We start from the raw sequence: 18,393 nt of genomic DNA on the forward strand, positions 1-18,393 counted from the left end.
TGGTCGAGACCCGGCGAGTCGGGCCGGAGACCGGGCCACGAGTTCGCTGGTCGAGGCGCGGCGAGTCGGGCCGGAGACCGGGCCACGAGTTCGCTGGTCGAGGCGCGAGCTTGCGAGCGATCGAGACCCCGCGAGCCGACGTGGAGACCTGGCCACGAGTTCAAGCGCTCCTTCGTCGCGCCTCGGCCAGCGGGGCGAGGCGCTCGCCGATCAGGAGGCGTCGAGCGAGCGCAGCAGCTTGTCGACCGAGGTCATCGCGCCGCCGAGAACGGCGGGGATGCCGCCGCCGGGGTGCACGGATGCGCCCACCCGCCACAACCACGGACGCTTCCTGCTCGTGTAGCCGGGGCGGTGGAACGGCCCACTCTTCCAGAGGGGACGCCTCGCGCCGTACAGGGCTCCACCGGTGGAACCCCACGTGGAGAAGTGCCCGGGATCGAGGATCTCGTAGCCGCTCATCAGCTCGGTGATGGGACGGGAGAGACCCACGGCGGCGCTGACCCGCTCGACTTCCCGCCGCACGAATTCATCGTCGAGGGTATACGCGCGTCCGTCGGCCGGGGCGGTGAGCAGTACGGCCACGGTGGCTTGGTCGTTCGGATAGACCTCGTGGGGGCGGTAGTAGTTGACGAACGCCATCGTCTGGTCGGGGGTGGCTCCGGCCTCGAGGCTGCGGTGCAGCGACGCCGGATCGTCGGGAAGCACCACGGAATGCGTTGCCGTTGCCGAGGGAAGGAGATCCTTGAGCACCCCGTAAATCGCCACGCCCGAGCAGGACAACGCCGCCGGCGTGCGCGGAACACCGTCGTCGAGCAGGTTGTCCAGAACGCCGGAATCGAGTCCGCTGACAACCATGTCGGCTCGATACTCGGCCACGGCGGTGTGCACGACCCCGGGCGCAACCGACAGAACGGGTTCGCCGACATGAATCTCGGCACCGGCCTCTCGGGCCAGGCGTGCGAGGGCGAGCGGCAGTTCGTGCACGCCGCCGTCGGGCACGAAGACCCCGTCGCGGGACATGACGGCGGGCATGCTCGCGTACAGCGCGAGGGTATGTCGCGGCGAGACGCCGGCGTTCAGGGTGTGAATCGCGATGACCTCGCGTAATCCGACGGGCATCCACGTCAGCCCATCGAGAAAGCGTCGGGTTGTCAGACGCGCACCGTAGCGGCGGAAGACGTCACGCACGGCGGGGAGGGACTTCGGGTCGGCCGGGTCGGCCGTGAGCAGGGCGGCCATGCTTGCCCCGAGTCCGCCGTGCTCGCGCTCGAACCGCACCCAGGCCGCCCGCCACGGGTGTCCTTCCGGCACCGGGAGGGTGGCCGTTTCACCGCGGAAGACGTAACGACCCACCTCGGGCAGGCGCTGCAGCGAGATGGCGGTGATCGCTGCGGCATCCGTTGCCGTTCCGGTTCCGGCCGCCACGGCCAGCGCGTCGCAGCGGTGCAGGAGCTCCTGCCAGATCTGCGGGAACGTCACGAGCGAGGGCCCCGTGTCGATGCGCTGGCCGTTGACGTGGATGCGACGGCTCTTGCCGCCCACGTGCTCCTGCCCCTCGAGCACGGTGACGGAGTGGCCGGCGCTCGCGAGCAGCGCAGCGGCGGCGAGCCCGCCGAGACCCGCGCCCAGCACGACGATTCGTTTCGCGGCGACAGCGGATCGGGTCATAAGAACTCTCCTAGAACGAGGGAAACGACGAGCTGGGCACCGGCGACGGATCCGGCCACATAGGGGAACGCGATGGAGTACCGGTAGAGCCGACGCCCGGTGGCCGGTCGTGGCGCACGGTACAGCGAGACAACGAGCCAGCCGGCAATGGCCGCGTTCACCGCGGCGACCGGCAGGCTGACGAGGGCGAAGCACGCGGTGGACAGCACCCACCATGCCCCGCTCCACACGGCAGCCCCGCGAGCTCCCAGGTGCACCGCCGTGGTGACGATGCCGGCGTCGCGGTCCTCATCGATGTCCTGCACCGCGTCGAAGGTGTGCTTGGCCACGCTCCACGTCATCAGGCCGATCGCCGCGGCCCAGACCGGCTCCTCGCCGAAGGCCAGGGGAACGAAAACCAGGGGGAAGGCGTAGGCGGCGTTGCTGAGGGAGTCCAGGTACCGTCGGGCTTTGAAGCGCAGCGGGGGAGCCGAGTAGAAGATGAAGATCAGAATGTAGGCGGCGATCCAGGCCAGTGCGGGGGCAGGCAGCACGAACAGGAAATATGCGACGAACGGAATGTTCGTCAGGGCAACACCGAGCAGGATGGTCCGTGACTCGGAACCCGCGATTCGGGCCCCCTCAAGTCCGCCCTTACGGCTGTTCTTCGCGTCTGTTTCCTGATCGAAAATATCGTTCACACCGTAAATCAGCAGGTTGAACGGGAGCGTCGCCCAGAGCAGCAGTGGCACCACGTCCCAGCGCCAGAGGTCCCCGACCAACCACATGCCGACGACGGTCGTGCCGATCGTGTTCACCCACAGCACCGGTCGGGAGATCAGTACCAAACGTGAGAACATTTTTTCACTATAACGCGCTCATCCGCCCTCGAACTTTGCGCCCCGCTGTGGCGAGGGCGGCATCAACCCACTGACCGCCGATGCGGTGGCGGGCGGGCGGGTTTCAGTGAGTGAAGGCCTCGGGACGTATCTCCTCCGGCATCGGCCCTTCAAGGTTGTCGAGGAAGGCCGTCTCGTTCTCGATCACGGTCAGCAGGCGCGAGGCGAGGTCCATGCTGAGCCCGTTGCGTACGACGATGCGCTGCACCGTGATCTGGCCCAGGTTGTCCGGCATCGCGTACGCGGGAACAAGCCAGCCGTGGGACCGCAGACGGTCGGAGAGGTGAAACAGGGTCCACTTATCGGTATGCCCCTCTTTCAGCTGCCAGGCAAAGACCGGCAGATCGGAGCCATCGCTCCACAGCGTGAAGGCGCCGATTTTTTCGATTCCGGCGGACAGGTACCGCGCCACGTCCTGGGAGGTCTGCTGCACGAGCCGGTAGCCCTCGAAACCGAGCCGCAGGAAGAGGTAGTACTGCAGCAACACCTGGGCACCGGGCCGCGAGAAATTCAGCCCAAACGTGGGCATGCTGCCGCCGAGGTAGCTCACGTCGAAGACCAGATCCTCAGGGAGCAGATCCCTGGAGCGCCAGACCACCCACCCCAGCCCCGGGTAGACGAGCCCGTACTTGTGCGCCGAGGTGCTGATCGAGTGCACTCGCTCGAGTCGAAAATCCCACTGCAGGTCGGGCTGCAGGAACGGGGCGACCATACCCCCGGAGGCACCGTCGACGTGGATCGGCACGTCAAACCCGGTTTTCGCCTCGATCGCGTCGAGGGCGGCCGCAATCTCCGCTACCGGCTCGTAGATGCCGGTATAGGTCACGCCCATGATAGCTACGACACCTATCGTGTTTTCATCCACAAATTGCTCGAGATTGTGGCCGTCAAGGCTGGGATGGTCGGCGTCGACGGGAACGTAGCGAGCCTCGACATCCCAGTAGTTGCAGAATTTCTCCCAGCAGACCTGTACGGCCGAACTCATGATGAGGTTCGGCTTCTCGGTGGAGAGACCGGCCGCTCGGCGGGCATGCTGCCAGCGGCGTTTGAACGCGAGGCCGGCGAGCATGCAGGCCTCGGATGACCCGATCGTCGACGTGCCGATGGTGGACATGGGTTCGGGCGCGTGCCACAGGTCGGCGATGATCCGCCAGCAGTATTCCTCGATGGCCGCCGTCTGCGGGTATTCATCCTTGTCCACAAGGTTCTTGTCGAAGGCCTCGGAATAGAGGCGTTCCGCGTGATCGTCCATCCACGTGCCGACGAAGGTCGCGAGGTTCAGCCGGGCATTGCCGTCGAGCATGATCTCGTCGTGGATGATCTGGTACGCGGTCTCGGCGGCCATCTGGTCGGCCCCCAACGTGTATCGCTGCGCGACGGTGTCTTCTCCAGGGCGGGCGAACAGCGGATTGAGTTCGATAAATTCCGGCTTGTCGGTCATGGGGGCCAGATTGGCCCAAACGGCCTCGAAAGGGAAGGGAACCGCACCCAATTGCGCAGAGACTCCCCATACGCGCGTTCGGACTGTCAGCATGAGGGTGTCGACGCGTCTCTGTCGACGCACCGGTGTCGACACAGAGGAGCCCGATGTTCACCCTGGCAGACCTGCGAATTCCCGTGATTGCGGCGCCGATGGCCGGGGGCGCATCCACGCCGCACCTGGTTGTCGCCGTCGGCGCGGAGGGCGGGCTCGGATTCCTCGCGGCGGGATACAAGACTCCGGATACCGTGGCTCGCCAGGTATCAGCGGTTCGAGGCGACAGCACGAATCCGTTCGGCGTCAACGTCTTCCTGCCGCAGGCGCCCCCGACCGACCTGGCCGGCGTTGAGCGGTATCGTCGCGCGCTGGAGCCGGCGGCGCGGGCACGAGGCGTGGAGCTGCCTCTCACCGTGGTTGATGACGACTGGTTCGCCGAGAAGATCGATCTGCTGGTCGACCTCCGGGTGCCGGTGGTGTCGTTCACGTTCGGGTTGCCGTCGGTCGATGTCGTCGCCCGGCTGCACCAGGTGGGCACGAGCGTCGTGGCGACGGTCACCTCGCTTGACGAGGCGGTGCAGGCCGCCGGGCGCGGAGTCGACGCCCTCTGCGTGCAGGGTCCGGAAGCCGGCGGCCACCGTGGCACGTTCAACACCCTCGATAGGCCGGAAGCCGTTCCGCTGCCTGACCTGGTTGCGGTCGTGCTGGCGACGGTGGCCCTGCCGGTTGTCGCGGCCGGAGGCATCGGTTCTGGCGAGCAGATCGCCGCACTGCTCGCGAGCGGCGCGACCGCCGTGCAGCTGGGCACGGCGTTTCTGCGCACCGACGAATCCGGCGCTCCGCACGCGCACAAGGATGCGCTCGCCGACCCGAGGTTCACCCAGACCGTGATCACCCGGGCCTTCTCCGGCCGTGCCGCGCGTGGGTTGCTCAACGCGTTCATCACCGAGCACGACGCGAGCGCACCGTGGGCGTACCCGCAGGTGCACCACCTGACGGCTGTTCTCCGCGCGGATGCCGGCCGTCGAGGTGACGCCGACGGCCTCGCGCTCTGGGCCGGTACCGGCTACCGCTCCGCCACCGCGGAGCCGGCAGCGGCTGTGCTCACCCGGCTCTGGCAGGAGGCGTGCGCCTGATTCGACCGACAGTCGGTCGAGGCGCGAGGCGCGAGGTACGAGCGATCGAGACCAGGTGAGACGGTCTCAGGGTCGGCGCGCGGGGTCTCGATCTCGATCCAAGCACTCCTTCGTCGTGCCTCGACCAGCGTGAGGCCTCGACCAGCGTGAGGCCCCGCCCAGCGTCAGGCTCGGTCAGGCGTGCAGGTGTTCGATCTGCCAACCGGTGGCTGTTGCGACAAGTTCAAGCACGTTCTGCGCCGAGGCGCGGGCCTCGGCGGCGCTGCGGCGGCTGTACACGTCGATGGTGAGCGGCAGTGACTCGCCGAACTTCGGGATCTCCACCTCGACCCGGCCTCCGCGGGCCAGACGTATGTAGGAGTGCGCCGTTGCCACGCCCGTCACCGGAATCTTCAGGGCGGCGGCGATGATCGCGAGGGCCTCGGGCTTGGTCTGCTGCGTCTGCGCGACGATGGTGGCCGTGTGCTCCATGGGGTTCCTTCTGGTTGCGTGTGCTGGTCCACCCAGTCAAGCAGCGCGCAGCCCGGGAGAAAACCCCTACTTCCAGACGGTCGTGATCGGCGCCGCTGCCGCACCGAGCTGGCACAGGCCGAACGCTGCCTCCACCGTGTGCAACACCGAGTAGTGGTTTACGTTCGTGGCGTGCTGCCCTGAACGCACGTGCTGCCCTGCCCGCACGTGCTGCCGGTCGAACAGAGTGAGAATCTGGTTTCCGGCGGCGGCGCCGTTGTTCTGATTCTCGAGCACGACGATCACCACGTGGTCGGGACGTGGGGGAGTGGCCGCGCGCGCCTCATAGCTGCCTCTCCTCACGGGCAGGTGACGACCGATTGTCCATGCTGACGAGGGGCCGCCCCTGCGCGATATCCTCGACCTCTAAACTGAGGGCGTGCGCGGCCGATTCTGGGCACGCGGAACAGGGGAGTGCGCGTGAGCGACAGTGGGACCAGCGAGACCAGCCGCGCAGAGATGGGCATCACCATCGACCAGGGTGTGCTCGAGGCGGAGTCGCGCACGACGTCGGCACGCACGCTCGCGAACATCCTCGTGGCCACTGCCGAGCTGCACCCCGAGGCGCTCGCCCTCGAAGACGCGGCCGGTGGCATCAGCTACCGGGGGTTGTTGCGCCTCGTGAATGACCAGGCCACGCACCTGAGCCGCAGCGGGGTGCGCCGCGGCGACAAAGTGGGAATCCGCATCCCCTCCGGCACCCGCGACCTCTACGTTTCCATCCTCGCGACGCTGCTCGTGGGTGCTGCCTACGTGCCCGTCGACGCCGATGATCCGGAGGAACGCGCGCAGCTGGTGTTCTCCGAGGCCGGAGTCGTGGGCATCATCGGCACGGGAGCCGTCTTCGCCGTGCGTGACGCCCTTGACGCCGCCGCCCTCGCCGGGCGCGGCCTGCCCGCCGACGAGGACCCCACCCTGGTCTTCCCTCCGGCCGTCATTCCCACGCCTGAGGATGACGCCTGGGTGATCTTCACCTCCGGATCGACCGGCGTGCCCAAGGGAGTCGCGGTGACTCACCGCTCAGCAGCCGCGTTCGTCGACGCCGAGGCCGGCCTGTTTCTGCGCGACGAGCCGATCGGCACCGGCGACCGCGTACTCGCCGGCCTCTCGGTGGCCTTTGACGCGAGCTGTGAAGAGATGTGGCTGGCCTGGCGCAACGGCGCCTGCCTCGTGCCGGCCCCGCGTTCGCTCGTGCGCTCCGGCGCGGACCTCGGCCCCTGGCTCATCGCCCACGGCATCACTGTCGTGTCGACGGTGCCGACCCTCGCCGCCCTCTGGCCGGAAGACGCCCTCGAACGCGTGCGCCTGGTGATCTTCGGCGGGGAGGCCTGCCCGCCCGATCTCGTGGCCCGCATCGTGGCCCGCGAACGCGAGGTGTGGAACACCTACGGTCCCACCGAAGCCACCGTCGTGGCCTGCGCCGCGCTGCTCGGCGGCGAGGCCCTCGTTCGGATTGGACTTCCGCTCGACGGCTGGAACCTCGCCGTGGTCGACACGGCCGGCCAGCGCGTGGCCGAGGGCGAGGTTGGCGAGCTCATCATCGGCGGCGTTGGCCTGGCCCGCTACCTCGATGCCGAGAAAGACGCCGAGAAATATGCCCCGCATGCCGGACTGGGCTGGGAACGCGCCTACCGCAGCGGCGACCTCGTGCGCTTCGAAGAAGCGGGACTCGTGTTCATGGGCCGTGCCGACGATCAGGTGAAACTCGGCGGTCGGCGCATCGAACTCGGCGAGGTCGACTCCGCCCTGCACGCGCTGAACGGCGTGGCCGGCGGCGCGGCCGTCGTACAAACCACCCCGGCCGGCAACCACGTGCTCGTGGGGTACATCGCCCTCACCACGGCGGGAGCGGTGACCTTCGACCGCGGAGTGGCCATGGACCGCCTGCGCGAGGAACTGCCCGCCGCACTCATTCCCCTGCTCGCCATCGTCGACGACCTGCCCACCCGTACCTCCGGCAAGGTGGACCGGGCCGCGCTGCCGTGGCCGCTGCCCGCCACCGGCGACGAGGGCGCCAGCGGCGAACTCTCGCCCACCGCCCTGTGGCTGGCCGAAAAATGGGCCGCGATTCTCGGTGTTCCCGCCTCCGGCCCGGACGCGGATTTCTTCGAAAACGGCGGCGGCTCACTCTCCGCCGCGCAGTTCGTCTCGGCGGTGCGCGAGCGCTTCGCTGAGACCACCGTCGCCGACATCTACGACTACCCCCGCATCGGCTCACTCGCCGACGAACTCGACGCCCGCACCCCCGACGAACCCGTCGTCACCCGCCAGGTGCTGCCGACCCCCCTGCGCAGCCAGATCGCGCAGACCCTGCTCGGCGTTCCCCTGCACGTGCTCGTGGGCACCCGGTGGCTGGTGTATTTGGCCATCGCGAACAACCTGCTCGCGGCCTGGGGGGCATCCGTCTTCGTTCCCACCGTGTCGTGGTGGGTCGTCGGCGTGGGCTTTGTGCTGTTCGTGACCCCGCCCGGCAAGATGGCGATCTCGGTCGTCGCGGCCCGGATGCTGCTGCTCGGCCTGAAACCCGGCAACTATCCGCGAGGCGGCTCCGTGCACCTGCGCCTGTGGCTCGCCGAACAGGTGGCCCTTCTTGTCGACGCGGCGAGCCTCGCGGGAGCCCCGTGGATCAGCTACTACGCCAGGGCCCTTGGCGCACAGATCGGTCGCGACGTGGACCTGCACACGCTTCCACCCGTGACCGGCATGCTGTCGATCGGCTCACAGGCGGCCATCGAACCCGAGACCGATCTCGCCGGTTACTGGGTAGACGGGGACGTGCTCCGCATCGGCCACGTGCACATCGGCGCCGACTCGAAGATCGGCTCGCGCAGCACCCTGCTCGGCGGGGCACACATCGGAAATGGCGCCCAGCTCGAACCGGGCGCTGCCGTGTCGGACGCCGTGCCCGCCGGCGAACGCTGGGCCGGCTCACCCGCCACCCGCGTGGGCTCGGCGAAGGAATCCTGGCCGGCCGAACGCCCGGCCAACTCGCGCCGCTGGCTCGCGCTGTTCGCAACCGGGTCGATCGCGATGACCGGCATCCCCGCCCTCGCGATCGGTCTCGGGGCGCTCCTGCTCGGTACGGCCATCGGCGATGCCGACACTTTGGGCGTTGCCCTGCTGCGCGCCGCGCTCATGATGCCGTTCGCCGTCGTTGCCGGGGGAGTCTTCTACGGCCTGCTCGTGATCGGCTCGGTGCGTGCCCTTGGCGTCGGCCTGCGGGAGGGCTACTACCCCGTACGCAGCCGCATTGGCTGGCAGGTCTGGATGACCGAACGTCTGCTTGACGGCGCCCGAGACGTGCTCTTTCCCGTGTTCGCGAGCCTCTTCACGCCGGTGTGGCTGCGGCTGCTCGGCGCCAAGGTCGGGCCGGGCGTCGAGGCGTCGACGGTGCTGCTCATCCCGGCACTCACGACCATCGCACCCGACGCCTTCCTCGCCGACGACACCATGGTGGCCTGCTACGAACTCGGCGGCGGCTGGATGCACATCGCGCCGGCCAAGGTAGGGCGACGGGCGTTCCTCGGCAACAGCGGAATGGCCGGACCGGGTCGCACCGTTCCCCGCAACGGGCTCGTGGCGGTGCTCTCGTCGACCCCGCGTAAGGCCAAGCGCGGTTCGAGCTGGCTCGGAAACCCCGCCACCCGCCTGCGACGCACGGTGACGGATGCCGATGAGGCCCGCACGTTCGACCCGCCCCGTCGTCTCAAGGTAGCGCGGGCCCTGTGGGAGCTGTTGCGTCTCGTGCCGGCGATCGTGACCGGCTGGGTGGCGCTCGGGGTGCTCGGCGGTCTGGAATGGTTGTGGTTGGACCTCGGCCTCGGCTGGGCCATCGCCCTGTCGGGCCTTGTGCTCCTCGCCGCCGGCGCGACGGCCGCGCTCGTGACGTCCGTGGCGAAATGGGTGCTCGTGGGGAGGATCTCGGCCACGGAACATCCGCTGTGGTCATCGTTCATCTGGCGCAACGAGGTATCGGACAGCTTTGTGGAGATCGTGGCCCGGCCGTGGTTTGCCGCCAAAGCGGCCGGCACCCCGGTGCTTGCGATCTGGCTGCGCACGCTCGGCGCGAAGATCGGTCGGGGTGTCTGGTGCGAGTCGTACTGGTTGCCCGAAGCCGACCTCGTGAGTCTCGGCGACGGCGCCACCGTGAACCGCGGCTGCGTCGTACAGACGCACCTGTTCCACGACCGCATCATGCAGCTCGACAGCGTCACCATGGCATCGGGCTCCACGCTCGGGCCGCACAGCGTGATCTTGCCGGCGGCATCCGTGGACGAAGGCTCCACCGTGGGCCCGGCATCGCTCGTGATGCGCGGCGAGCGGGTTCCCACCGGTTCGCTGTGGTCGGGAAACCCCATTTCGCCGTGGCATGCACCGCCGTGGAATAGTTGAACCCGACATGCCTCACACTTCTGCCGCCCACTACGGCGCCGCGACTGCCGGTGACCCGTACACTCCGACGAGCGGAAACGGTGGGTACCTCGCCGAGCACTACGACCTCGCGCTCGATTACCGGGTGGCCACCAACCGCCTGAACGCCACGGCCATCATCACCGCGCGCTCGCTCACAGCGCTCGACCGGTTCAGTCTCGACTGCGCGGGGCTGAGCATCGACAAGGTCACCGTGAACGGTGTTCCTGCGCGCAAGATCACGCACGCGGCGCGCAAGGTGGTCATCACGGTGGCCACCACCATCCCGGCCAACGCGCGGTTCGAGATTCTCGTGCGCTACCGCGGCGCGCCGCATCCGGTGCGCAGCGCCTGGGGCGAGGTGGGCTGGGAAGAACTCGACGACGGCGTGCTCGTGTCGGGGCAGCCGTGCGGTGCGCCCACCTGGTTTCCCTGCAACGACCACCCCAGCAATAAGGCTACGTACCGGATCGGCGTGAGCTGCGAGTCGGGGTACACCGTGATCTCCAACGGCACACTCGTGTCGCAGTCCGCTCGCTCCGGCCGGACGAGCTGGACCTACGATGTGCACGAGCCCATGGCGACCTACCTCGCCACCGTGTCGATCGGTCGGTACCGTCGCCGGGACCTCGCGGCGTCGCCCGTGGCCCAGAGCCTGTTCTTTCCGGCCGACATGGCCCGCGAAGTCGCGGTGGATTTCGCCCGCCTCGGCGAGATGCTCACCTTCTTCGGCGAGAAGTTCGGGCCGTATCCGTTCTCGGCCTACTCCGTCGTGGTCACCGACGACGAGCTCGAGATCCCGCTCGAAGCGCACGGTCTGGCGGTGTTCGGTCGCAACCACGCCGACGGGCGACACGGCAGCGACCGTCTGATCGCCCACGAACTCGCCCACCAGTGGTTCGGAAACAGCGTCACCGTGTCGCGCTGGCAGGACATCTGGCTGCAGGAAGCTTCGCCTGCTACGCCGAGTGGCTGTGGGAGGAGCAGCGCGGGGGGCTCACCGCCGACCAGAGCGCGCACGCCTTCCGCAACGAACTCAACACCCTGCCGAAAGACCTCGTGGTGGGCGACCCCGGACCCCACAGCATGTTCGACGATCGCGTCTACAAGCGAGGGGCGCTGGCGCTGCACGCCATCCGCCGCTCGCTCGGCGACGAGGCCTTCTTCTCGGCGCTCGCCGCCTATACGCTCGCGTTTCGGCACGGGCATGTCACGACGGATGACTTCGTCACCTTCTTCTCACAGCACACGGGAAGCCGCGTCGTGGGCAAATTCGTCGACCGCTGGGTCATGCAGGCGGCGCTTCCCAGCCTGTAGACGGGGCGGCTGCGGCATCCTTTGCCGTCGTGGCGCACCCTGCGGAGGTTCGCGCATGGTCCACGGTGCGCCGGCCTCTCTAGCCTGGGCCGTGCGCTCCGGAACGTGAGCCGGACTCCTCAACCTGCGCTGAGGTTCAGGTGCGGGGGAGCGGTGGTGCGCACCGCGACCGTGCCCACGAGCCCTGGGCCCGGGTCGAAGTCGAGCAGGTGAATGCCGGAACGGCCCGAAACGGATGCCGCGGCCCGGTCGAGCGTGACCGTGAGCTCCCGGGGGTCCGCGCGCAGGCCTTCCCCGGTGAGTTTGAGTACGGCCTCCTTGGCCGTCCACAGGCCGGCCCGCGCCCGGTCTGCGGCGAGCCCGGCGAGAGGTCGGAGCATGGTCCGCTCGACGGGGGTGAACGCGACGTCGTCGAAGCCCGCCCGCCGCACGGCGGAGAGGATCTCGATGTCGATGCCGACCGGGCCGGCGAGGGACACGGCGACGGCGAGGAGACCGCCCGCTCGCGCGAGCGACACGTGCACGCGCTCGGCAGCCTTCGGGGGAGACACCACGACCACCCGACCGTGCGAATCCGCGCCGCAGTGATCGCAGTATCGCGAGAGCTTCACGACGGGCTCCCCGGTGACGCGGGCCACGGCGTGGGTCAGGAAGGCGTAGTCGGCCGCCTTGTCGGTGCCGCGCGCGCGAACAAACACCGAGACATCCGTGGCGTGTGTGTTCACGATTCGAGCCTAGGCCGCGGGTGGCAGACTAGACCTCCGAACAGGGAGAACAATGGCGCTGATCGACAACGCAATATACGTGGACGGGCGTCGCGTCGCGACCCCACACACCCTCGACGAGACCTTCGAGGCGATGAAGGCAGACAACGGATTCGCATGGATCGGGTTGTATCGGCCGAGCGAGGCCGAGGTGCGCCAGGTCGCCAACGAGTTCAGCCTGCACCACCTCGCCGTGGAGGACACCCTCGCCGGGCACCAGCGGGCCAAGATTGAGCGCTATTCCGACACGCTGTTCATCGTGCTGCGCCCGGCGCGCTACATCGATGCCGACGAGCGGGTCGAGTTTGGCGAGCTGCATGTCTTCGTGGGCCCTGATTTCGTGGTGACCATTCGCCACGCGGAATCGCCCGACCTCGCCACGGTGCGTCGCCGCATGGAAGAGAACCCGCATCTGCTCGCGCTCGGCCCGGAGGCCGTGCTCTATGCCCTCCTCGACCAGGTGGTCGACGAGTATGCGCCGGTCGTGGCCGGTCTGGAGAATGACATCGACGAGATCGAAGACCAGCTCTTCGACGGCGACCCCGAGGTGTCGCGGCGCATCTACGCGCTCTCCCGCGAGGTGATCGAGTTTCAGCGAGCCACCCAGCCGCTCGTGCCCATGTTCGAGTCGCTGCAACGCGGTTTCGACAAATACAACGTGGACCTCGAGCTGCACCGCCACCTGCGCGACGTGCTCGACCACTCCTTGCGGGTCGTTGAGCGCGCAGATGCGTTCCGCCAGCTGCTGCAGAACGCCCTCACCACCCAGAGCACCCTCGTGGCGCAGAGCCAGAACGATGAGATGCGGCGCCTGTCCGAGACGAGCCTGGCGCAGAGCGAAGAGGTGAAGAAGATTTCGAGCTGGGCTGCCATCCTCTTCGCGCCGGCCCTCGTAGGCACGGTCTACGGCATGAACTTCAGGAACATGCCCGAGCTGGACTGGACCTACGGCTACCCGTTCGCCCTCGGGCTGATGCTCGCGATGGGTGTCACGCTGTACCGCGTATTCAAGAAACGCAACTGGCTGTAGCCTGCGCCACGCCGACCAATACGAGCGAAACCCCGCCCGCCTCAAGCGATTTGCCACCTTGGTAAATTAGGGTATCCCTGTGTGGCACCTCGATAGAAGACAAGACGACGACGACGAGCTGTCGAAGTACGCGGACGTCTCTTCACCTGACCCGCAAAACGCGACCAGCCCGCATGCCCTCAGCCTGGGCGACCCCTCGCTCGTCGCCGGCAATATTGCGGAGCCGGCCTGGAAGCGCTGGCGGGACGAAATCGCCGACATCGGCGGTCGCTCCCCGCTGCTGCACTTCGCCGACAGTCCCCGCACCCGCATCGAGCTCAGCGTCACCCACCCCGGAGGCTTACCGCAGTTCATTTCCGGCAAGACCACTCTGCTCTCCAACCTGATCCGCGACGAGCTGGCGCTGCGCAATGCCCGCCTCGCGGCCAACGAGATCACCCAGAAGGGTATCGAGCTGAGGTCGATGCGCGGCATCGAGTCGGTGAACCTCGGCATCGGCCTGGCCGAATGGCGTTTCAATGACGTGGACTTCCTGGCGCCGGTGCTGCTGCGTCCGCTCGCTATCCGTCGCTACGGTCGCGACTACGAACTCAAGCTCAAGGGGCAGCCGTTCCTCAACCCGGAGCTCGCTCGTGCCCTGCACGACCAATTCCAGATCACCCTGGACGCCGACGCGTTCGTGGCGCTCGCCATCACCAACGGCGCATTCAAGCCGCAGCCCGTGATCGACCGGCTGCGTGGCCTCACCTCGCACCTGCCGTGGTTTCAAGTGGTTCCGCGCCTCGTCGTGTCGTCTTTCGCCGACGTGGGACGGGCGCTCGCCGCCGATGCGAGCAAGCTTGAGCATCCGCTGCTGGATGCCATGGCCGGCAACCAGACCGCTCGACGCAACATTGAGAGCGCTTACAACCCCGTCGTGCCCATCGGCCAGGACGCGCGCCCGCCGGCCACCGACGTGCTGCTGCTCGATGCAGACCCGGAGCAGGAGAACGTGGTGGTGCAAATCGCCGCCGGTAATTCCCTCGTGGTGAAGACCCTCCCGGGCACCGGTGGCACGCAGACCATCGTGAACGCGATCGGCTCGCTTGTCGCTCAGCACAAACGCGTGCTCGTGGTGAGTGCCCGCCGGTCGAGTCTCGACGGCATCGCCCACCGCCTCGTTCAGGTGGGCCTGCCCGGCGTGGCGGTGACCCCGCGCACCCTGCGACGCGACCTGATCCAGTCGATCACCCGCAACGAGAAGGCCACCCAGCCGCGCGTGGGCGATGTGGACGACGCCCTCGTGCGTCTGCGTAAGGTGCTGCTTGACTACCGCGGAGCGCTCACCCGCCGCGACTCGGCCCTCGGCGTCTCGGTGCTCGACGCCCTCGGCGAGCTCGCCCGCCTCGCGCAGCTCTCGCCGCCACCTTCGACCACCGCGCGCCTCGACCGCCACGCGCTCGAACAGCTCGCGCATTCCCGTCCCGCTGCTGCGGCCACGCTCATCAAGGCGGCCGCGCTCGGAGAATTCCGCTACGGGCCCGGCGATTCACCCTGGTACGGGGCATCGTTCACCTCGACAGCCGATGCCGCCGGCGCCCACCAGCTCGCCAAACGCGTTAACCAGATTGAGCTCCCGCGCCTGCTCGAGCGCGCGGCGGGCCTTGTGGGCCAGACCAGGCTTCGCCCGTTCGAGACGATCGCCGAGTTGGGTGTCTACCTGCGGCTGTTGCTCGACATTCGCGAGACGCTCGACAAGTTCCAGCCGGCCGTCTACGACCGCTCGCTCACCGAGCTGATCGCCGCCACCTCCTCGCGCCGCGAGTCCAGCGAGATGACGGGCGCCAACCGTCGGCGTCTGCGCAAGCTCGCGGAGGAGTACCAGCGTCCGGGTGTGCGGGTGTCCGATATGAACGAGAGCCTGCGTCGCATCCAGCAGCAGCGCACCCTGTGGCAGCGCTATGCCGCGGCCGGTGTGACCCCCGAGGTTCCGGTCGGTATCAACGACGTGCACGTGGCCTTCCAGCGCGTCTCGGAAGACCTGAGTCTGCTCGACGTTCCGCTCGGCGCATCCGGCACGACCCGCGCCCTCGTGTCGCGTCCGGTCAAAGAACTCATCTACACCGTCGCGGGCCTGGCCGCCGAAAGCGAGGTGCTCGCTAACCTGCACGAGCGCACCGCCCTGCTGGCGACCCTCCGTGAGAACAACCTCGACCCGTTGATGACCGACCTGTCGCAGCGCCACGTCTCCGAAAAAAACGTGGCCGCCGAACTCGAACTCGCCTGGTGGCAGTCCGTGCTCGAAACCATGCTCAGCGGCGACAAGGCGTTGCTCAACGCGAACACTCAGGTGCTCGACCGCCTCGAGGCCGATTTCAAGCTTGTCGACGAGGCGCATGCGTCGGCGACCGGCCAGTTGCTCGCCTGGCTGCTTGCGGAAACCTGGAAGATCGGCGTGGTCGACTGGCCCGAAGAAGCCGACCAACTGCGTCGTCTGCTGCGCGCAGACCGGGCGACACCCGAGCGTCTCAATGATGTGGCACCGCATCTCGGCCGTGTGCTCGCCCCCGTCTGGCTCGCTTCACCCTATGAAATGGCGGGCATTTCCGACCGCATCGCCTTCGACACCGTGCTGCTCGTAGACGCCGGGGCCACCACCCTCGCCGAGAACGTCGGAGCGATCCGCCGGGGCAAGCAGATCGTGGCGTTCGGTGACCCGGTCACCCAGACCCCGTCTGCGTTCGAAACCGGCATCAGGGATGCCGCGGAGCCCGGCGGCGACTCGGCCGGCGCGACTCCGGCCATCACCGTCGACGCGATGCACGCCGATTCCGCGCTGGCCCGCCTCGGCGAGCTGCTGCCCACGCTCACCCTCACGCGGAGCTATCGAGCCGGCGGCGAAGACCTCGCCGAGCTCGTGAACCACCGCTTCTATGGCGGACGCATCGATTCCCTGCCGTGGGCCGGCAGCTACCTCGGTCACGGCAGCCTCAGCATCAACTACGTGGCCGGCGGTCGCGGCATGCCCGATGCCGACAGCGGTGCGATCGAGAGCGTCGACGCCGAGGTCGTCAAGGTGGTCGAGCTCGTGATCGACCACGCGATGAAGCGTCCCCGCGAATCGCTCATGGTGATCACCGCGAGCGCGCGGCACTCCGTGCGCGTGCATCAAGCCGTGCTGTCCGCCTTCGCGAAGCGCACGGACCTCTCGGACTTCATCCTCAAGGACCGCGCAGAGCCCTTCACCGTTCTCACCCTCGAGCAGGCCGTGGCACAGAGCCGCGATCGGGTGATCTTCTCGATCGGTTACGGGCGCACCCCCCACGGTCGGTTGCTCTCCAACTTCGGTTCGCTGGGCGAGCCCGGCGGTGAGCGCCTGCTCGCGATCGGCATGACGCGTGCCCGTCGTTCCATGGACATCGTGTCGTGCTTCCGTCCGTCCGACATCGAGGTGGACCGCCAGCGTCACGGCATCCTCGCGCTTGCCCAGGTGCTCAGCGAAACCGAGGCGCGCAGCGTCGAGGTGCAGGTGCCCGATGCGACCGAGTCCATGCTCGTCGACCTTGCCGGCCGGCTGGAGCGTCTCGGCCTGACCGTGACGCTGGGACATCGCGGCAAGCTCGCCCTGGCTGCCTCGTACAACGGTCGCGCGATCGTCGTCGAAACGGATGCCGTGGTCGGCCGCTCAAGCCTGCGTGAGTCGCTGCGGCTGCGCCCCGAGGTGCTGCGCCGACTCGGCTGGCACTACCTGCGGGTGCACAGCTTCGAGCTCTTCAGCAACCCGGACGCCGTCGCCGCCCGCGTCGCATCGATTGCCGGCGTGCAGCGTGCTGCCGTCGGAGCGGACGCCGCGGTGCACGCCGACGCCACGCGCCCGACCGTTTAGTGGCCGAGAAGGACCCGGCGGAGCGGCTGGGAACCGAGCGGCGGGGAACCGAGCGGCTGGGCACCGATCGTCAGCCGATAGTGCGCCAGCCGGGCAAGGCTCGGCGTGCCAAACTGCTGCCGGCCCCCGACACCGATCCCAACCCGCATCCGCCGGTTTTGCGCGAGGAGGGTGGTGTCGCTCACAGCGGCAGTGCTCCCAGCGCGAATGACGCCCGCCTCCGGCAGGACCGCCCGCCCCACTGGTAACCAGGTCTGAGGGTCGGCCTACGGAATCTCGATCTCGACAGGCTCGATCCAAGCGCTCCTTCGTCGCGCCTCGACCGGCGAGAGGGGGAGAGGTGCCGCATCTCCTCAGGAGACCGCCCGCGCGGTCGTGACGTGCGTGCTGCCTAGTGCTTGGGCGTCTCGGACGCGGCGTTCTTTGCGAGCAGGTCGCGGATCTCGGTGAGGAGGTCGAGCTCCGTCGTCGGCTCCTCCGCGACGACGACGGGAATGCCGGCCTTTCGGCGACGGTCCTGGGCCTCTTTGAGCTTGTTGAGCGGCATCACGAACACGAAGTACACCACGGCGGCGATGAGCAGGAAGTTGATGATCGCTGCGATGACGGCACCGAGGTGCATGGTGGACTCATTCGCACCGGACCGTAAAACGATGGGCAGCGCCTCCGCCAATGTTTTGGCGTCGAACATCGCGGCGATCAGCGGGTTGAAGATGTTGGTCACGATGGACGTGACGACGGCGGTGAACGCCGTGCCAATGACCACGGCAACCGCGAGGTCGATCACGTTGCCGCGCATGATGAATTCTTTGAAGCCTTTAAGCATGGTGGAGCTCCCGATCAGGTGAAGGTTAGGATGCCGCGGAGGCGCTGGATCCGGAACTTGTGCCGGTCGATGGCTTGGCGGCGGGAGACGACGTCTCCTTCTTCGTGGGGGTGCTGGAGGCACTGTCCGACTTGGCGGGCGTCGAGCTGTCGCTGGACTTATCGCCGGACTTTTCGCTCGGCTTGCGGTCGAGGTTGGGGTTCGCGCGCTTCGAATCCGACTTCGAGTCGTTGCTGTAGAAGCCGGAGCCGCTGAACGTCACGCCGATGGAGGAGAAGACCTTGCGGAGCTTGCCCTCGCACGTGGGACACACCGTGAGCGAGTGGTCTGTGAAGGCCTGCTGAATGTCGAACGCGGTGTCACACTCGGTGCAACGGTAGGAATAGGTAGGCACGAAATCTCCAGCTGGTAAGGCGCGGCAGGCTTTTGTCTACCGGGTGAATCAGATGCAACGTTGAGGGCGATGCGGCGGTCAGAACGCGATGATCTGCGTCGGGGTGACGATTCCGTTG

General features: G+C 67.9%; 14 protein-coding genes and 1 pseudogene. 6 read left to right on the forward strand and 9 right to left on the reverse strand.

Annotated elements, in window-relative coordinates:
- Positions 1–210: 210 nt before the first annotated feature.
- From JF66_RS09930 to JF66_RS09940, 3 genes are all read right to left on the reverse strand, one after another.
- Positions 211–1,668 (reverse strand): NAD(P)/FAD-dependent oxidoreductase, encoded by a 1,458-nt coding sequence (locus tag JF66_RS09930; protein ID WP_035877465.1) that lies wholly within the window; start codon positions 1,666–1,668, stop codon positions 211–213.
- The gene (locus JF66_RS09935; protein WP_035877469.1) at positions 1,665–2,507 is read right to left on the reverse strand and encodes a UbiA family prenyltransferase; all 843 of its coding nucleotides are present in this window, start codon (positions 2,505–2,507) and stop codon (positions 1,665–1,667) included. Before JF66_RS09935 ends, JF66_RS09930 begins: the two co-directional genes overlap by 4 nt.
- Positions 2,508–2,610: 103 nt before the next feature.
- Positions 2,611–3,987 carry a glutamate decarboxylase gene (locus tag JF66_RS09940; RefSeq protein ID WP_035877471.1) on the reverse strand — a complete coding sequence of 459 codons (1,377 nt, stop codon included), beginning with the start codon at positions 3,985–3,987 and terminating at the stop codon, positions 2,611–2,613.
- Positions 3,988–4,133: 146 nt separating this feature from the next.
- Between JF66_RS09940 and JF66_RS09945 the strand changes: the two genes are divergently transcribed.
- The gene (locus tag JF66_RS09945) at positions 4,134–5,159 is read left to right on the forward strand and encodes a nitronate monooxygenase family protein (RefSeq protein ID WP_035877474.1); all 1,026 of its coding nucleotides are present in this window, start codon (positions 4,134–4,136) and stop codon (positions 5,157–5,159) included.
- Between the two features lie 174 nt (positions 5,160–5,333).
- On the opposite strand, the gene JF66_RS09950 is transcribed toward JF66_RS09945, so the two are convergent.
- Both JF66_RS09950 and JF66_RS09955 read right to left on the reverse strand, forming a co-directional pair.
- Complete coding sequence (locus JF66_RS09950) at positions 5,334–5,630, reverse strand: hypothetical protein (RefSeq protein WP_051973376.1); 297 nt, start codon at positions 5,628–5,630, stop codon at positions 5,334–5,336.
- Positions 5,631–5,696: 66 nt separating this feature from the next.
- Positions 5,697–5,972: a hypothetical protein gene (locus JF66_RS09955; RefSeq protein WP_156109726.1), complete on the reverse strand. Its 276-nt coding sequence runs from the start codon at positions 5,970–5,972 to the stop codon at positions 5,697–5,699.
- A gap of 156 nt (positions 5,973–6,128) precedes the next feature.
- Here JF66_RS09955 and JF66_RS09960 point away from each other — a divergent pair, with 156 nt between their 5' ends.
- The 3 genes and pseudogenes from JF66_RS09960 (at position 6,129) to JF66_RS24310 (ending at position 11,396) form a co-directional block, all read left to right on the forward strand.
- Positions 6,129–10,061 carry a Pls/PosA family non-ribosomal peptide synthetase gene (locus JF66_RS09960; protein ID WP_051973379.1) on the forward strand — a complete coding sequence of 1,311 codons (3,933 nt, stop codon included), beginning with the start codon at positions 6,129–6,131 and terminating at the stop codon, positions 10,059–10,061.
- A 7-nt stretch (positions 10,062–10,068) separates the two neighbouring features.
- Positions 10,069–10,971 (forward strand): annotated as a pseudogene (locus JF66_RS09965) (M1 family metallopeptidase); the annotation flags it as partial.
- 194 nt (positions 10,972–11,165) lie between these two features.
- On the forward strand, positions 11,166–11,396 hold the full coding sequence (locus tag JF66_RS24310; protein ID WP_231556367.1) for a M1 family aminopeptidase: 231 nt from the start codon (positions 11,166–11,168) through the stop codon (positions 11,394–11,396).
- A gap of 119 nt (positions 11,397–11,515) precedes the next feature.
- Here the strand turns inward: JF66_RS24310 and JF66_RS21700 are convergent, their stop codons facing one another.
- Entirely contained in the window at positions 11,516–12,121 is a 606-nt protein-coding gene (locus JF66_RS21700) for a 4'-phosphopantetheinyl transferase superfamily protein (RefSeq protein WP_051973378.1), read from the reverse strand.
- Between the two features lie 52 nt (positions 12,122–12,173).
- On the opposite strand from JF66_RS21700, the gene JF66_RS09975 reads away from it, so the two are divergent.
- Both JF66_RS09975 and JF66_RS09980 read left to right on the forward strand, forming a co-directional pair.
- Complete coding sequence (locus JF66_RS09975; RefSeq protein ID WP_035877477.1) at positions 12,174–13,190, forward strand: magnesium and cobalt transport protein CorA; 1,017 nt, start codon at positions 12,174–12,176, stop codon at positions 13,188–13,190.
- A 79-nt stretch (positions 13,191–13,269) separates the two neighbouring features.
- Positions 13,270–17,055, forward strand: coding sequence for an AAA family ATPase (locus JF66_RS09980; RefSeq protein ID WP_156109727.1), 3,786 nt, complete (start codon positions 13,270–13,272; stop codon positions 17,053–17,055).
- Here JF66_RS09980 and JF66_RS09985 read toward each other — a convergent pair.
- From JF66_RS09985 to JF66_RS09995, 3 genes are all read right to left on the reverse strand, one after another.
- Positions 17,052–17,240: a hypothetical protein gene (locus tag JF66_RS09985; protein ID WP_156109728.1), complete on the reverse strand. Its 189-nt coding sequence runs from the start codon at positions 17,238–17,240 to the stop codon at positions 17,052–17,054. The two genes, JF66_RS09980 and JF66_RS09985, sit on opposite strands and share 4 nt — an antisense overlap.
- Before the next feature lie 206 nt (positions 17,241–17,446).
- Positions 17,447–17,881 (reverse strand): large conductance mechanosensitive channel protein MscL, encoded by a 435-nt coding sequence (gene mscL, locus JF66_RS09990; RefSeq protein WP_035877479.1) that lies wholly within the window; start codon positions 17,879–17,881, stop codon positions 17,447–17,449.
- Between the two features lie 25 nt (positions 17,882–17,906).
- Positions 17,907–18,275, reverse strand: coding sequence for an FmdB family zinc ribbon protein (locus JF66_RS09995; protein WP_035877481.1), 369 nt, complete (start codon positions 18,273–18,275; stop codon positions 17,907–17,909).
- Positions 18,276–18,393: the final 118 nt, after the last annotated feature.

This window comes from Cryobacterium sp. MLB-32, from assembly GCF_000738085.1.
Lineage (GTDB): Bacteria > Actinomycetota > Actinomycetes > Actinomycetales > Microbacteriaceae > Cryobacterium.

Coding starts and splice junctions, on each gene's coding strand:
- JF66_RS09930 (WP_035877465.1), bottom strand. CDS start 1,668: ATGACCCGATCCGCTGTCGCCGCGAAACGAATCGTCGTGCTGGGCGCG.
- JF66_RS09935 (WP_035877469.1), bottom strand. CDS start 2,507: ATGTTCTCACGTTTGGTACTGATCTCCCGACCGGTGCTGTGGGTGAAC.
- JF66_RS09940 (WP_035877471.1), bottom strand. CDS start 3,987: ATGACCGACAAGCCGGAATTTATCGAACTCAATCCGCTGTTCGCCCGC.
- JF66_RS09945 (WP_035877474.1), top strand. CDS start 4,134: ATGTTCACCCTGGCAGACCTGCGAATTCCCGTGATTGCGGCGCCGATG.
- JF66_RS09950 (WP_051973376.1), bottom strand. CDS start 5,630: ATGGAGCACACGGCCACCATCGTCGCGCAGACGCAGCAGACCAAGCCC.
- JF66_RS09960 (WP_051973379.1), top strand. CDS start 6,129: ATGGGCATCACCATCGACCAGGGTGTGCTCGAGGCGGAGTCGCGCACG.
- JF66_RS24310 (WP_231556367.1), top strand. CDS start 11,166: ATGTTCGACGATCGCGTCTACAAGCGAGGGGCGCTGGCGCTGCACGCC.
- JF66_RS09975 (WP_035877477.1), top strand. CDS start 12,174: ATGGCGCTGATCGACAACGCAATATACGTGGACGGGCGTCGCGTCGCG.
- mscL (WP_035877479.1), bottom strand. CDS start 17,881: ATGCTTAAAGGCTTCAAAGAATTCATCATGCGCGGCAACGTGATCGAC.